This is a genomic window from Pseudomonas sp. NFACC45 (genome assembly GCF_900113505.1).
In the GTDB taxonomy this organism is placed as follows: Bacteria; Pseudomonadota; Gammaproteobacteria; order Pseudomonadales; family Pseudomonadaceae; genus Aquipseudomonas; species Aquipseudomonas tehranensis.
The window spans coordinates 13,244-27,845 of sequence record NZ_FOPO01000009.1 but is presented as its reverse complement, the minus strand read 5'-3'; the positions used below and the strand labels follow the sequence as shown (position 1 = coordinate 27,845).

Genomic DNA, 14,602 nt, shown 5'->3' with positions numbered 1-14,602 from the left:
CCGGTTCGTTCGATGATAAGCGGGTATATACCCGCGAGTGGAGAATAAAATGACATCGATGTGGCGTACCTGTGGTTGGGTTCTGGTGGGCGGTGCGCTGATCCTGGCGTTGTCCCTGGGGGTGCGGCACGGCTTCGGGCTGTTTCTGGCGCCCATGAGTGCCGAGTTTGGCTGGGGCCGCGAGGTGTTCGCCTTCGCCATCGCCTTGCAGAACTTGATCTGGGGCCTGGCGCAACCTTTTACCGGGGCCCTGGCCGACCGCTTCGGTGCCGCGAAAGTCGTGCTCATCGGTGGTGTGCTCTACGCCCTAGGCCTGGTCTTCATGGGCATGGCCGACTCGCCATGGTCGCTCTCATTGAGCGCGGGTCTGTTGATTGGTATCGGCCTGTCCGGCACATCGTTTTCGGTGATCCTCGGCGTGGTCGGGCGTGCCGTGCCGCCGGAAAAACGCAGCATGGGCATGGGCATCGCCAGTGCTGCCGGCTCCTTTGGCCAGTTCGCCATGTTGCCGGGCACACTGGGGCTGATTGGCTGGCTCGGCTGGTCTGCCGCGCTGTTGGCGCTAGGGCTGCTGGTGGCGCTGATCGTGCCGCTGGTGGGCATGCTCAAGGACGCCCCTGCACCGCTGACCGGTCATGAGCAAACCTTGTCCGAAGCGCTGCGCGAGGCGTGCAGCCACTCCGGATTCTGGTTGCTGGCGGTGGGCTTTTTTGTCTGTGGCTTCCAAGTGGTATTCATTGGTGTGCATTTGCCGGCCTATCTGGTGGACCAGCACCTGGCGGCCAGCGTCGGCACGACCGTGCTGGCCTTGGTTGGCCTGTTCAATATCTTCGGCACTTACACCGCAGGCTGGTTGGGCGGTCGGATGTCCAAGCCGCGCTTGCTGACCGGGTTATACCTGTTGCGGGCGGTGGTGATTGGCTTGTTCCTGTGGTTGCCGGTGACGACGACCACGGCTTATCTGTTCGGGATGGCGATGGGCTTTTTGTGGCTGTCGACGGTGCCTTTGACCAACGGCACGGTAGCGACCTTGTTTGGTGTACGAAATCTCTCGATGTTGGGTGGGATCGTGTTCCTGTTTCACCAGTTGGGTTCGTTCCTGGGGGGCTGGCTGGGTGGTGTGGTGTACGACCGAACTGGCAGTTATGACTTGATCTGGCAGGTGTCGATCCTGCTCAGTCTGCTGGCGGCGGCGTTGAACTGGCCCGTGCGTGAGCGTCCGGTGGCACGGCTGCAAGTTCAGGCAGGTGCGGCATGAGCCGCGTAGGCCCATGGTTGATTGCGGCCGGTGCCGGCCTGCTGCTGGTGATCGCCTGGTGGGGGTGGCATCAGGGCGGGCTGGCGTTGATGCAACTGGGCATGGGCACCTGCTGAGCGGTGGACGGCGCCGGGTACGGGGGAGTAACGTCGTGGTCTGACGTGCTTTCAAGGAGATTGCGACATGCTGATGCGCAGGCTTGCTGTACCCGCACTGCTGCTGGCTTTGACCGGGCACGCATGGGCCGCTGACTGCCCACCCATGCTGGAGGGCTCGCTGCCCAAGTTGCGGGCCAAGGAAAACATCGATCTGTGCCAGCGTTTCGCCGGCCAGCCGCTGGTGGTGGTCAACACTGCCAGCTTCTGCGGTTTCGCCCCTCAGTTCAAAGGTCTTGAGGCACTTAACCAGCGCTATAAGGGCGACGGTCTGCAAGTGCTGGGAGTGCCGTCCAATGATTTCAAACAGGAGTCCAAGGACGGCGAAGAGACGGCCAAGGTCTGCTACGTCAATTACGGCGTGACCTTCACCATGACCGAGCCCCAGCCGGTACGCGGCGCGGACGCCATCCCGCTGTTCAGGCATCTGGCCGAACAGTCCGGTGCGCCAAAATGGAATTTCTATAAATACGTCGTGGACCGCCAGGGCAAGGTTGTCGCCAGTTTTTCCAGTCGGACCAAGCCTGATGATCCCGACTTCATCAAGGCGGTAGAAGCGGCTATCGCCTCCCGACCCTGATCACCAGTCACGAAAAAGCCCCGCCTCTTTGCAGAGCGCGGGGCTTTTTTCGCTTCAGATGGCGAGGGATTCAGGCCCGCCGTGAATCATCAGAAGCGGTAGGTTGCACCAACACCGAAGCCGTTTGCACTGTTTTCGTATTCAGCGTTGTAGGACTGGCCCAGAGCGTTGCTGTGATTGACGCTGACTTTCTCTTCCTTGAGGTAGGAATACGCCACGTCGATGGTCAGGTCTTCGGTCGGGCTCCAACCGGCACCCACGCTGAAGATGGTCCGGTCGCCGGTAGGAATGCGTGGCGAGCGGTCGATGTTGTTGGTAGGCGACTGGTCGAAGGTCAGGCCAGTACGCAGCACCCACTGCTTGTTCAACTGGTAGGACGTGCCGATGGCGTAGGCCCAGGTGTCGTGCCAGTTCTGTTCCTCGGTAATGGTGCCAAGGAACGCAGGGGCCAACGCGCCACCGTTTGCAGGCGTGACGCCTTCGTTGTTCACGGTGATTTCTTTCAGGCGGCTCCAGCGAGTCCAGGTGCTGCCGGCATAAAGGGTCCAGGCATCGTTGAGTTGCTGGGTGACCGAAAAGTCCACCGATTCTGGTGTCGTGATGTCCAGCGAAGCGTCATAGCGCGCGCCATTCAGGAATCCGGCGGGAGTACCGGCCCCTGGGCTCACCTTGGTGTGGCCTTCAAGCTTGTACTTGACCTTGGAATGGTAGGTCAGGCCAACACGAGTGGTGTCTGTCGCCTGGACCAGCACGCCGATATTGTAGCCATAGCCAATGTCGTCGCCCTTGATCTTCACGTCGCCATCGTTCGGTGAAAGCGGCGTGGTCAGAGTCGATTCCAGTGCACCGGAAATATGGTTGATGGTCGGGCCGAAACCGATCGACACCTTGTCGTTGAAGGCGTAGCTGACGGTTGGCTGGAAGGCGACGACTTTCACTTCGCTCTTGCTGCCGAAGTTGCGACCCTGGAAGCTGCTTTCGTAATCGGTGATCAGGCCGAACGGTGCGTATACACCCAGGCCGAAAGCCCATTGATCATCGATAGGCTTGACGTAGTAGCCCATCGGAACGGCAGTGAGCGGCACCATGTCGCCCTTGTTGGTGCCCGATTGGCTACCGCTGGCGTCGTTGATGTCGGTGGACGCGTCGATAGCGGCCAAACCGCCCGTCACTTGCTGGCGCTTGAGGCGCGACATGCCGGCCGGGTTGCCAAACACAGTGCTTGCATCATCGGCAGAGGAAGAACGCCCAGCGAAACCGGTGCCCATGCCACTGATGCTTTGTTCGTTCAAGGCAAAGCCACTGGCGAAAATCTGCGTGGATGCCAAGGTAACGGCAAGGCCAAGGGTGGTTTTGAGCATCATTTTTTTCATTGTTAGAACTCCAGGTGATCACCGGGGCGAAAATTACCAACATTTTCGTGTAAGCGCTATAGGCTGTATGGCTTGATTTAGAGCGGTTTTGTAGGACAATCAGACCAGATTCGCGACTGTTGCAGGAACTTTCCAGATCTCACCTTAGCAGGCGACCTGATTCAGCGGCGAAACACAACTTTGCCAGGCGCAGGTGAAATCCCGCAGGCGCCCTTGAGGATGAAATGTCTGGCGCCAGATTCGGGCCATGCCTACCAGGTCATCGGCTTCAGGAAGCGCGAGGTTCTGTTCCTCCACCAAAAGCCAGGCAATGGCGGTGGCGTAACGCAGATTGACGGTCAATTCCAGGTGCGGGCCGCTGAGAAAAGCGTGCTGGCTGGCCAGGCCTCGCACCAGGCTGGCTCGTTCCGGGTCGAGCGCCAGGTAATGGTCCCAGAGCGCCCGGTGGCGAGGTTCGGGAATGCGGTACAAGCCGTGCCCGCGACGGTCATGCAGGGCTGATCCCAGGGCGGACTGGCTGGCGGCAATCCCCAGCAACAAGGATTCCGCCGTTGCACTGTGGCGCTCCAGGTACAGGAGCGTCGGGCGGATCACATATCGACACAGTTCGCTGGCAGCGATACCCATAAAACCCTCGAAACGTGAAATGGGCAGAGCCTGAATAGGTGTGGGCTTGGCAGCAGTGGTTCGGTTCAGGCTCCGCCGGAAGCGGATCATGCCGCTTGACTTGAAGTGTAGTGTCATATTCCCGCTGTAAAGGACTGTTTTTAAAACATCTTCGCCGAACGGTTATAACCGTTATATCCCCCAGTGCTTAAGCCGTTGCGCTTTATCGAGAAAATTTGGGCAATAAAAAACCCCGCTTTTGGGGCGGGGCCTTAGGGTTTCAGCCTTTGCGGCGTATCAGGCAACCAGTGCCTGACGGGTACGCTCGATCACGGCCTGCAGCGGTTCGGCGCTGGAGTACTGATCGGGGTACAGGCGTTCGCTGTGACGGGCGATGCCATGTTCGTTGACCAGCGTGAAGCTGAAGCAGCCTTTGCGAGCGGCCATGATCAGGCAGTTCATTGGGGCAAAAGCGTTGGTTAGGGTGCGGATGGCATCCTGTGTATGGATTTGAGTAGACATGTTATGGGTGTTCCTACAAATGACACGGTTAAGAACCGTGCAACGTTAAAACGTTCCAGTAACGTCGACCACCATTGGTCGAACGAAGAACCCGACTGGAACAAAGCAGCCAGTTTGAGCGCTATATAAAGTGCGCGCTTGGGCTGGCAGGTAGGTACTTAGGAGGGCAGGCAGCACATCAAGGGCAAAGGTTCTGGGCCCGGGGTGAAGATCCTGATCAATTTTGCAGGCTGGTTCGGTCAGAGTAACGAGTCTGGCAACACCCTTTGCAATCGATCAAAGGCAGTGTTGACGCAAGAATTACCTGGAAACCATCGAGGGGGTCGGTCTCTTTTTCTCGGTGAGGCTTCTCTTGAAGAAGGCTGACCGTGGAGATGTATTCGACCCGGAATTGACTTTCAGCTTGGTACTAACGCCGCGGATAGTAACGGATCGAGTGGTCGAAGGGAAGGACGATGGGCAAAAAAGATCTTCCTGGCCGCTGCCTGATCGTTTGTCTGCCCATAGGGGGGGCGGCCATAGCACAGGAACCGATCAATGGTTTTGCGCTCAGCCAATGGACAACGACCCGCACGTCGTCAGGTTATCCCCAGGTTTTACCGCACAAATGCGCCAAAACGGCGCAGCGATATAACCGGTTGGCGTGTTACTTGTGCACACTCGATCCGGTGGTTGTCACCGTATTGTCATGTGGAAACAATCTGGGGTGGGTGCCTGTATCCAAAATTTAAGTCAATGAAAAACATCGCTTTTTTTTACTGGTGAAAAAATCGTCAGTTTGAGCGCAGGCCCCGTTCCACAGGGCTTACGGCGACTTCAGGGGGGGTTGTCCACTGAGTTATCCACAGCTTCTGTGGATTGTCCCAAGCGCTTGCTCTAGCACGGGCGTGCCGGATTTTTTCGACTTTACCCGTGCGAAAAAAGGAGTAGAGTGGCGCGCCTTCCTGATCTGTCCCACAGTGCTTTATGAAGTTTCGCTCAGTATCAAATCCTGTTACCTCCGCACCCTCCGGTGTTACCCCACCCAAACGCATTTCCATGCGCGTGGCCGAATGGCTGCTCGACAGTCCGCGCCTTGGGGAAAACACCAGTGTCAAACACTTGGCCGGCCGTTTACTCAAGCAACCCGCCCGGGAAGGCGTGGTGGCTGCGCAAAGTCGCCTCGGTCAGTTGATGTGCCGTGAATGCGGGAACGCGCGCGATCGTCGTATCGGCCAGGATCTGCTGCGTCAGGCTGCCAGGGCCGGGGATCATCGTGCGCGCCAGGCGCTGGGTGAAATCGAAGACTGAGCTGGGCATCCCCTGGCCGCTTGGTTAACCTGCGGGTTTTATTTCATCGGCGGGAATTGTCATGGCTATGGATTTGACCAGCCTGTTGTTTGGCCTGGCGGGTGCTGCGGTGCCGCTGCTCGCCCTGGCCTGGCACCTGCAACGCCAGGCCAGCGCCGCGCAAACCGAACTCGCGTTACTGGAGGAGCGTCTGGCCACCGCCCACATGGCCCACGACGGCTTGAACGCTCAGCTCGATGCGTGCCGCGATGAAATCAGCGACCTGGGCCAGGCCAACGCCGCCCGGCAAGCCGAGCTTGCCGCCGCTTGTCGCGAAGTCGAGTTGCTGCAGATCGAACGCGATAATGCCCGAGACGCGGCCCACGCCTGGAACCTGGAGCGCGCCGCAAAAGAAGCGGAACTGCGGCGTCTTGATGCCCAGGCGGCTTCGTTGCATGCCGAACTGCGTGAGCAACAGGAAAGTCATCAGCAACGTCTGGACGATCTGCAAGGTTCGCGAGACGAGTTGCGGGCACAGTTCGCCGAGCTTGCAGGAAAAATCTTCGATGAACGTGAGCAACGCTTCGCGGAAACCAGCCAGCAGCGGCTGGGGCAGTTGCTCGACCCGCTCAAGGAGCGCATCCAATCCTTTGAAAAACGTGTCGAGGAAAGCTATCAAGCCGAGGCGCGGGAACGCTTCTCCCTGGGCAAGGAGTTGGAGCGGCTGCAACAGCTGAACCTGCGCCTGAGCGATGAAGCGACCAACCTGACTCGTGCCCTCAAAGGCCAGAAGACCCAGGGTAACTGGGGCGAACTGATTCTGGAGCGGGTGCTCGAGCACGCCGGCCTGGAGAAGGGCCGCGAGTATCAGACCCAGGTCAGCCTCAAGGGCCCGGACGGCGAACGGTTCCAGCCGGACGTGCTGATTTACCTGCCCGGCGACAAGCAGGTGGTGGTGGATTCCAAGGTCAGTCTCACGGCCTATCAACAATACGTGGCCGCCGAAGACGACAGCATCGGCCAACTTGCTCTCAAGCAGCACGTGGTGTCCTTGCGGGCCCACGTCAAAGGTCTGGCCGGCAAGGATTACAAGCGCCTGGATGGTTTGCACAGCCTGGATTTCGTGTTGTTGTTCGTACCGATCGAGGCCGCATTTTCTGCCGCGCTGCAAGCCGAACCGACGCTGTTCCAGGAAGCCTTCGACCGCAACATCGTGATCGTCAGCCCAACGACGCTATTGGCGACGTTGCGGGTGATCGACAGTTTGTGGAAACAGGAACGTCAAAGTCAGAACGCCCGGGAAATCGCCGAGCGGGCAGGGTGGCTGTACGACAAGTTCGTACTGTTCATCCAGGACCTGGACGAAATTGGCAGCCGTTTGCAGCAACTGGACAAAGCCTACAGTGCTGCGCGCAACAAACTGACAGAAGGGCGCGGCAACCTGATCAGCCGCAGCGAACAACTCAAATTGCTTGGCGCCCGGGCCAGCAAAAGCCTGCCAGCCGAACTGCTCGAACGGGCCATGACGGATGTCGATGGGTTGCCAGAGTTGCCCGAAGAAACTGCAAAAAGCCAGGAGTGACGCACGCCCTGGCTCGATGCAACACCGGTGGCAGGGCGCGTGCTTATCACAACGGCAAATGCCGACTCAACAATGCCCTCAACGCAGCCGGCTTCACCGGTTTGGCCAAGTAATCCAGACCCGCCGCATGCACTTGCGCCACCGTCTCGGGGCGGCCATCGGCGCTGATCACCACGCCAGGTATCGGTTCACCCATGCGGGTGCGTAGCCAGGCCATCAGCTCGGTTCCGGTCTCGCCATCGTCCAGATGAAAATCCACCAGGGCCAGTTGCGGTCGGCTACCCTCGGTGAGCAAACGTTCGCACTCCTGGCGGTTACGCGCCGTCGACACCTGACAGCCCCAGCGAGTGAGCAGGCTGTTCATGCCGATCAGAATGCTGTCTTCGTTATCGATACACAGCACCTGAGCGCCCTTTGGCAAATGACCATTGGGTTCGGCAACGGGCTTGGGCAAGGCCGTCTGCGCGTGGGCCAGCGGTACGCTGACGCTGAATACACTGCCGCGCCCAGGCCAGGAACGCACCCGCAAAGTGTGACCCAGCACGCGGCACAGCCCGTCGGCGATCGCCAGGCCCAGGCCCAGGCCTTTTTCCGCACGGGTCTGATGGCTGTCGAGGCGTTTGAACTCTTCGAAAATGATCTCCAGTTTATCTTCGGCGATGCCCGGGCCGCGATCCCACACCTCCAGGCACAATTCGCCATTGCGACGGCGAACGCCCAGCAGGACGGGGCCCTTGGCGTAACGGAAGGCGTTGGTAAGGAAGTTCTGCAGCACCCGCCGCAGCAACTTGATGTCGCTGTCGACCCGCAGTCGTGAGCCCCGCACCCGGAATTTGAGGCCTTGTTCCTGGGCCAGTACCTTGAACTCGGCGCCCAGGGTGTCGAACAGTTCGTTGAGGGCAAATGGATTGCGGTCAGGGTTGATCTTGCCGTTTTCCAGGCGAGAAATGTCCAGCAGGTCGGTGATCAGGTCTTCGGCCGAGCGCAGCGAACTGTCCAGGTGGTGCACCAGTTGCCGGGCCTCGCTCGGCAAGGCGTCGTGCTGATGCGAGAGCGCTGCGGAGAACAGGCGCGCGGCGTTGAGCGGCTGCATCAGGTCATGACTGACTGCTGCCAGGAACCGGGTCTTGGATTGGTAGGCCGACTCGGCGGTGCCCTTGGCTTCGGTCAGGGCCATGTTCAGTTGCGACAGTTCCCGGGTGCGTTCTGCCACCCGTTGTTCCAGCCCTTCGTTGGCTTCGGTCAGGGCCTGTTCGGCTTCGCGGAAAGCGGTGATGTCGGTAAAACTCATGACAAAACCGCCGCCGGGCATGGGGTTGCCGATCAGCTCGATCACCCGGCCATTGGGAAACAGCCGTTCAGAGGTGTGCGCGCGGCCCTGGCGCATCCAGTGCAGACGTCGAGCGACATGGACCTCTGCTTCGCCTGGGCCACAAAGGCCGCGTTCGGCGTTGTAGCGGATAATGTCGGCGATGGGTCGACCAACACTGATCAAGCCGTCCGGGTAGTTGAACAGCTCCAGGTATCGGCGGTTCCAGGCCACCAGCCTGAGGGACTGATCGACCACGCTGATACCCTGGGTGATGTTTTCGATGGCACCTTGCAGCAGTGCGCGGTTGAATTGCAGCACTTCCGAGGCTTCATCCGCGATTCGGACCACATCCTCCAGCTGCATCTCCCGACCTTCAATCGCGGCTTTTACCACCGCCCGCGTCGACGAAGCCCCCAGCACACCCGCCAGTAGTCGTTCGGTGTGGGCGATCCATTCGCTGTCGGCATTCTGGTTCGGGTTGAAGCCTTTGCCCTGGCGGTAGGCGAAGCGAATGAAACTCTGGCGCGCCCGTTCTTCGCCAACGAATCGCGCGGCCAGTTGCAACAGGTCATCTATGTGCACCGCCAGCATCGAGCGCGGGTTGGGGCGGGCGCTGATTTCCTGGCCGATGAAGCGTCCGGCCTGCCAGTGTTCCGACACCCGGGTGCGCGACAGCACGGAGATCCAGGCAAACAGGGTGAAGTTACCGGCCAGGGATAACACGACCCCTTGGGTCAGCGGTGAAATCGGCAGGTTCAAGGGGTTGCCATGCAGCCACGCAAGTCCCGGGAAACTATTCAGCGACCAGCCCAGACTGTGGGCCGCGATCGGCAACACCAAGGTGTAGAACCACAGGAAAATCCCCATGGCGAGGCCGGCGAACACCCCGCGGCGATTGGCCTGTTTCCAGTACAGCGCGCCGAGCATGGCGGGTGCCAGTTGGGTTACGGCAGCGAAGGCGATCTGGCCGATGGTCGCCAGACTCGCCGTCGACCCCAGCAGGCGGTAGCTGACATAGGCCAGCAACAGGATCACCACGATGCTCACCCGGCGAACCGACAGCATCCACTGACGAAACACTTCGAAGGGCCGCTCGGCGTTGTTGCGGCGCAACAGCCAGGGCAGCAGCATGTCGTTGGAAACCATGGTGGACAACGCGACACTCGCCACGATGACCATGCCGGTGGCCGCCGAGGCGCCGCCAATGAACGCCAGCACCGCTAGCGCCGGGTGGGCCTGGGCCAAAGGCAGGCTGATGACGAACGAATCAGGTAACACCGAGTCGGGCAGCAGCATCTGCCCGGCCAGGGCGATAGGCACTACGAACAACGCAGCCAGGGCCAGGTAGGCGGGGAACACCCATTTGGCCAGGCGCAGATCCTGGGGCTCGATGTTCTCGACCACGGTCACGTGGAACTGCCGCGGCAAGCAGATGATCGCCATCATCGCCACCCCGGTCTGCACCACCATGGACGGCCAGTTGATGGTTTCTTTCCAGTATTGTTCCAGTCGCGGCGCGAGCATCGCCTGGTTGAACAGATCATCGAATCCGTCGTAAAGGCCGAACGTGACAAAGGCGCCTACGGCAAGGAAGGCGAACAGCTTGACCAGCGATTCAAAGGCAATGGCCAGCACCATGCCCCGGTGGTGTTCGGTGGCGTCCAGGTTGCGCGTGCCGAACACGATGGTGAACAGTGCCAGGATCAGCGAAACGATCAACGCAGTGTCCTGGGCGCGAGTGCCCATGGCGTCGGCACCAGCGCCGATCAACAGGTTGACCCCGAGCACGATGCCTTTGAGCTGCAAGGCAATGTACGGCAGCACCCCCACCAGGCAGATCAGGGCGACCACCACCGCAAGGGACTGGGATTTGCCGTAGCGTGCGGCGATGAAGTCGGCGATGGAGGTGATGTTTTCCTGCTTGCTGATCATCACCATCTTCTGCAGGACCCACGGTGCCAGCACCAGCAACAGGATCGGCCCGAGGTAAATCGGCAGGAATGACCAGAGTTGTTCGGCAGCCTGGCCTACCGCGCCAAAAAATGTCCAGCTGGTGCAGTACACCGCCAGCGACAGGCTGTAGACCCACGCCCGCACCCGAGGGGGCAACGGTGTGCTGCGCCGGTCGCCGTAGAAGGCGATGGCGAACAGGATGGCCATATAGGCCAGGGCAACAACGGCAATCAGCCCGCTGGACAACGACATGGAAGCTCCTGAACGAAAGACCCCGGGGGCAGGGCCCGGCAGAACAGTCTCGCATGCCCGCTCGGGTTCGTCAGTGTCGACCAAGGTCGAGACGTGCCGAGGTGTCGCGATTTGCGCCCAGCGTTGGGTCATGGAGTGTTCTGGCTGGCCGCCATCGCGAGCAGGCTCGCTCCCACACTGGATCCTCGCTGAACACAAATGTTGGTTCACCACCGACCCAATGTGGGAGCGAGCCTGCTCGCGATGGCGGTATTACTGGGTCAACGCGATATCCACCAACCGATACAACTCCTCAACCGCCAACGGCTCGGTGGCAAAGAGGATACGAAACACCGTCGGCGCGACCACTACATTGATCAGTCGCTCGACCCCTGGGTTTGGCTCGTTGGGATAGCGATCCAGGATGGTCTGCAACTGGCCGCTGAGGATTGCCACGCAATAGCCCGGCGTGGCGCAGGCCTGGATGTCGCGCATCATGTCGCGACCGGGTTCGGAGCTCATTTCGTCCAGGTACTGTTCGGCCCAGGCGCGAAGATCCCCACGCAGGCTGCCGGTGTCCAGCGGTGCGCTGTCCGGGCGCATGCGGGCAATCGCGACGTCGCCCAGCAATGCCGGCAGGTCGCCCCAACGCCGGTAAATGGTGGACGGGGTGACGCCTGCGCGGGCCGCGATTTGCGGCACGGTCAGGCTGGCGCGGTCCTGCTCCTGGAGCAGGCTGCGAACCGCCGAATGAATCGACTCTTGTACCCGGGCGCTTCTGCCGCCGGGGCGTAAACCTTCTTTAATAGCCATGGATCGGACCTTAACACAAAGAATTTGCTTTAAGCGCACATCGATAGCACACTCTGCAAAAGCAAAAAATTAGCTTTTGTGGAGTGTGCCCATGTCCCGTCCAGCTTCGACCCGTGCCAGTCTGATATTCCTGGCGATCACCCTGCTCGGTTTCCTCGCTGCGTCCAGCGCGCCAACCCCGTTGTATCACCTCTATCAGGAACAACTGCAGTTTTCCCCTGGGGTCCTGACGCTGATTTTCGGCGTGTATGCGTTCAGTCTATTAGCAGCTTTGCTGACCGTGGGTTCGTTGTCGGATTATCTGGGACGCAAACCGGTGATTTTCGTCGCGCTGGTGCTCAACATGCTGGCGATGCTGCTGTTTATCAACGCCAACAGTATTGCCTGGTTGATCGGTGCACGGTTGATTCAGGGCTTCGCCACCGGCATGGCCACCAGTGTGCTTGGCGCGGCCTTGCTGGACTTCGATCGTCGGCAAGGTCCGCTGATCACTAGCGTAGCGCCCTTGCTGGGCATGGCTTGCGGTGCATTTGGCTGTGGCATGTTGGCCGAGTTCGCGCCGTTGCCCCTGCAACTGACGTACTGGATTTTGCTGGGATTGTTCCTGATCCAGGCCATTTACCTCTGGTTTTTGGCCGAGAGCGTCAGTCCGCAGCCGGGTGCCTGGCAATCCTTGCGCCCCACCTTGCATGTGCCGATCCAGGCACGGCGCGCCTTGTGGCTGATACTGCCCTTGAACCTGGTGGCCTGGGCGGTGGGCGGCTTCTACTTGTCACTGGCGCCGTCATTGGTGCGGGCCGCAACCGGAACCACGTCCAACTTGATTGGCGGCGCGCTGGTGGCGGTGTTGACGCTCACCGGAGCGTTGAGCATCTACACGCTGCGCAACCAGGTGGCGGACAAAATGCTGCGCCTGGCCGCCAGCCTGTTGCTGGTCGGTCTGGCGCTGGTATTGATCGCAGTGCACGCTGCTAGCTTGCCGTTGTTCTTCGTCGGCACGCTGGTCACCGGCAGCGGTTTTGGCGCAGGCTTTCTGGGGGCATTGCGCAGCATTATGCCGTTGGCCTTGCCCCATGAGCGGGCTGGGTTGATGTCAGCGTTTTATGTCCTCAGTTACCTGGCTTTCAGCCTGCCGTCGCTGCTGGCGGGGAGCCTGACCCGGGTGTTCGGGTTGATCCCGACCACCGATGGCTTTGGCGCGGTGTTGATTGTGCTGGCGACTGTTGCCTTGCTCGGGCTGTCGCGTCAGGCGCGGCCATCGCCTGGTTTGGGTTAGTCTTGGCACCTCTGTGTTTCTTTGGGGCGATCTCTGTTGAACATCATCCGCAGCAAATCCTTTACCGGCGACCGCGCCTGGGCAGCGCTGGATATCGCCAACATGAACGGCATCACCACGCGCCTGCACTGGACCGATCAGCCCTATAAATGGCACATCAACGATGGACAGGAAGTGTTCGTGGTGCTCGATGGGCAAGTGCAGATGTGCTATCGGCAAGAGGGTATCGAGAAAGATACCTTGCTGAGTGCGGGGGATATTTTCTATGCCTCGGTGGGCACCGAACATGTGGCCAAGCCATTGGGAGAAGCGAGAATTCTGGTGATCGAGGCCGAGGGCAGCGTTTGAGTAATATTTGTAGAATCGATAATGTATACAGATATTACCCGTTATATAGATATTCGATCTGGCTCTAGCATGGCTTTATCTCGTCCGAGAGTAGGAGTTCGCCATGCCATGCTGTGCTGCCACAAACCGTTTGCGTCCACTCAGTCATTTGCCCAGGCCATTGGAAGCTGTTCGCCAGTTCACGCCTAACTGGTTTGCTGTCGTCATGGGCACCGGCGTATTGGCCCTGGCCCTGGCGCAATGGCCGGGGGATGTCCCGGGCCTGCGCGTCCTGGCCGAAGGGGTGTGGTGGTTCGATGTCCTGTTGTTCGTGTTGTTCACGGGGCTGTACACCGCGCGTTGGGTGTTGTTCTTCGACGAGGCGCGGCGGATTTTTGCTCATTCAACGGTTTCGATGTTTTTCGGCACCATTCCCATGGGGTTGGCGACCCTCATCAATGGTTTGTTGGTATTCGGTCTGCCGCGTTGGGGCGAGGGCGTGGTGCCGTTGGCAGAAACGTTGTGGTGGATCGACGTGGCGATGTCCCTGGCCTGTGGCGTGCTGATTCCGTTTTTGATGTTCACCCGTCAGGAACACCGGATCGACCAGATGACCGCCGTGTGGCTATTGCCGGTGGTGGCGGCCGAAGTCGCTGCCGCCAGTGGCGGCTTGTTGGCACCGCACTTGGCAGACGCCCATTCGCAACTGGTCATGCTGGTCACCAGCTACATTCTCTGGGCATTTTCCCTACCTGTTGCGTTCAGCATCCTGACGATTCTGCTGCTGCGCATGGCCTTGCACAAACTGCCCCACGAAAACATGGCCGCCTCGAGCTGGCTGGCCCTTGGTCCGATCGGGACCGGTGCCCTGGGCATGTTGTTGCTGGGAGGCGATGCGCCGCTGATTTTTGCCGCCAATGGCTTGCCTGGCCTGGGCGAAGTCGCCGCTGGCTTGGGGTTGGTGGCCGGTATCACCCTGTGGGGGGTCGGGTTCTGGTGGATGTTGATGGCGCTGTTGATCACCGCACGGTATTTGCGCACGGGCATCCCGTTCAATCTCGGATGGTGGGGATTTACCTTCCCCTTGGGCGTGTATGCGCTGGCAACGCTGAAGCTGGCGAGCTTGCTGAGCCTGGGGTTTTTTACCGTCTTCGGTTGTGTACTGGTGGCGATGCTGGCGGTGATGTGGCTGATCGTCGGCCGGCGCACGGTGCTCGGCGCCTGGCACGGTGAGCTGTTCGTGTCGCCGTGCATTGCGGGGCTGGCGAAATAATCGTTAAAGACAGGTAATGTGTGGCCTGGATCGGAAAACCTCATTCCAATAAGCGACCACGCCACTCAGGAA

The 14,602-nt window shown here is 60.0% G+C and carries 12 protein-coding genes; 7 read left to right on the top strand and 5 right to left on the bottom strand.

Annotated features, from left to right (window positions below):
- Window positions 1–49: 49 nt before the first annotated feature.
- On the top strand, window positions 50–1,258 hold the full coding sequence (locus BM132_RS17255) for an MFS transporter (protein WP_092402778.1): 1,209 nt from the start codon (window positions 50–52) through the stop codon (window positions 1,256–1,258).
- A gap of 183 nt (window positions 1,259–1,441) precedes the next feature.
- Window positions 1,442–1,993: a glutathione peroxidase gene (locus tag BM132_RS17250; RefSeq protein ID WP_092402780.1), complete on the top strand. Its 552-nt coding sequence runs from the start codon at window positions 1,442–1,444 to the stop codon at window positions 1,991–1,993.
- 89 nt (window positions 1,994–2,082) lie between these two features.
- Here BM132_RS17250 and BM132_RS17245 read toward each other — a convergent pair whose 3' ends face one another.
- The 3 genes from BM132_RS17245 to BM132_RS17235 all read right to left on the bottom strand — a co-directional run bounded on the left by BM132_RS17245 (window position 2,083) and on the right by BM132_RS17235 (window position 4,494).
- Window positions 2,083–3,366: an OmpP1/FadL family transporter gene (locus tag BM132_RS17245; RefSeq protein WP_092457173.1), complete on the bottom strand. Its 1,284-nt coding sequence runs from the start codon at window positions 3,364–3,366 to the stop codon at window positions 2,083–2,085.
- A 144-nt stretch (window positions 3,367–3,510) separates the two neighbouring features.
- The gene (locus BM132_RS17240) at window positions 3,511–3,993 is read right to left on the bottom strand and encodes a hypothetical protein (RefSeq protein ID WP_092457169.1); all 483 of its coding nucleotides are present in this window, start codon (window positions 3,991–3,993) and stop codon (window positions 3,511–3,513) included.
- A 276-nt stretch (window positions 3,994–4,269) separates the two neighbouring features.
- Window positions 4,270–4,494, bottom strand: a complete 225-nt coding sequence (locus BM132_RS17235) for a hypothetical protein (RefSeq protein ID WP_007898912.1) — start codon at window positions 4,492–4,494, stop codon at window positions 4,270–4,272.
- 966 nt (window positions 4,495–5,460) lie between these two features.
- On the opposite strand from BM132_RS17235, the gene BM132_RS17225 reads away from it, so the two are divergent.
- Together BM132_RS17225 and rmuC are read left to right on the top strand one after the other, a co-directional pair.
- A complete protein-coding gene (locus BM132_RS17225) occupies window positions 5,461–5,784 on the top strand; it encodes an SEL1-like repeat protein (RefSeq protein WP_092402786.1) in 324 nt (107 codons plus the stop codon).
- A gap of 205 nt (window positions 5,785–5,989) precedes the next feature.
- Window positions 5,990–7,345 (top strand): DNA recombination protein RmuC, encoded by a 1,356-nt coding sequence (rmuC, locus tag BM132_RS17220; protein WP_177193390.1) that lies wholly within the window; start codon window positions 5,990–5,992, stop codon window positions 7,343–7,345.
- Between the two features lie 46 nt (window positions 7,346–7,391).
- On the opposite strand, the gene BM132_RS17215 is transcribed toward rmuC, so the two are convergent.
- Both BM132_RS17215 and BM132_RS17210 read right to left on the bottom strand, forming a co-directional pair.
- Window positions 7,392–10,862 (bottom strand): hybrid sensor histidine kinase/response regulator, encoded by a 3,471-nt coding sequence (locus tag BM132_RS17215; RefSeq protein WP_092402790.1) that lies wholly within the window; start codon window positions 10,860–10,862, stop codon window positions 7,392–7,394.
- A gap of 252 nt (window positions 10,863–11,114) precedes the next feature.
- Window positions 11,115–11,654, bottom strand: a complete 540-nt coding sequence (locus BM132_RS17210; protein WP_092457166.1) for a TetR/AcrR family transcriptional regulator — start codon at window positions 11,652–11,654, stop codon at window positions 11,115–11,117.
- A 91-nt stretch (window positions 11,655–11,745) separates the two neighbouring features.
- Here BM132_RS17210 and BM132_RS17205 point away from each other — a divergent pair, with 91 nt between their 5' ends.
- The 3 genes from BM132_RS17205 to BM132_RS17195 all read left to right on the top strand — a co-directional run bounded on the left by BM132_RS17205 (window position 11,746) and on the right by BM132_RS17195 (window position 14,530).
- Window positions 11,746–12,930 carry an MFS transporter gene (locus BM132_RS17205; protein ID WP_092402794.1) on the top strand — a complete coding sequence of 395 codons (1,185 nt, stop codon included), beginning with the start codon at window positions 11,746–11,748 and terminating at the stop codon, window positions 12,928–12,930.
- A 36-nt stretch (window positions 12,931–12,966) separates the two neighbouring features.
- The gene (locus BM132_RS17200) at window positions 12,967–13,278 is read left to right on the top strand and encodes a cupin domain-containing protein (RefSeq protein WP_092402796.1); all 312 of its coding nucleotides are present in this window, start codon (window positions 12,967–12,969) and stop codon (window positions 13,276–13,278) included.
- Window positions 13,279–13,381: 103 nt separating this feature from the next.
- On the top strand, window positions 13,382–14,530 hold the full coding sequence (locus BM132_RS17195) for a TDT family transporter (RefSeq protein WP_092457164.1): 1,149 nt from the start codon (window positions 13,382–13,384) through the stop codon (window positions 14,528–14,530).
- Window positions 14,531–14,602 lie beyond the last annotated feature (72 nt).